Source organism: Curtobacterium sp. PsM8 (assembly GCF_030433875.1).
In the GTDB taxonomy this organism is placed as follows: domain Bacteria; phylum Actinomycetota; class Actinomycetes; order Actinomycetales; family Microbacteriaceae; genus Curtobacterium.
Genome location: NZ_JARUXD010000229.1, coordinates 1 through 213 on the forward strand (window position 1 = coordinate 1; position 213 = coordinate 213).

General features: G+C 76.5%; 1 protein-coding gene. It reads left to right on the plus strand.

Annotated elements, in window-relative coordinates; all coding sequences use genetic code 11:
• Positions 1-213: hypothetical protein (locus QCD68_RS17405; RefSeq protein ID WP_301223916.1), on the plus strand; the 213-nt coding region annotated here is incomplete at both ends.

Consider the following 213-nt stretch of genomic DNA (forward strand, 5'->3'; position numbering starts at 1 on the left):
CGCGGGTCGAGGTCATCCCCCGGGTGCTCCACGAGGGCGCCGCCGCCCGGTCCGACGACAACCACGCCCAGACCGCGTCCTGGCTTCGTTCCGACGAGTCCAACCACGAACTCCGCGACGGCGACGCCCGGAAGCGCGCCGACCTGGTGCGGGCCGCCCGGGGCGCCTTCGTCGAACGGGGGGAGACGCCGCTGCAGGCCGCCGTCCTGGCCG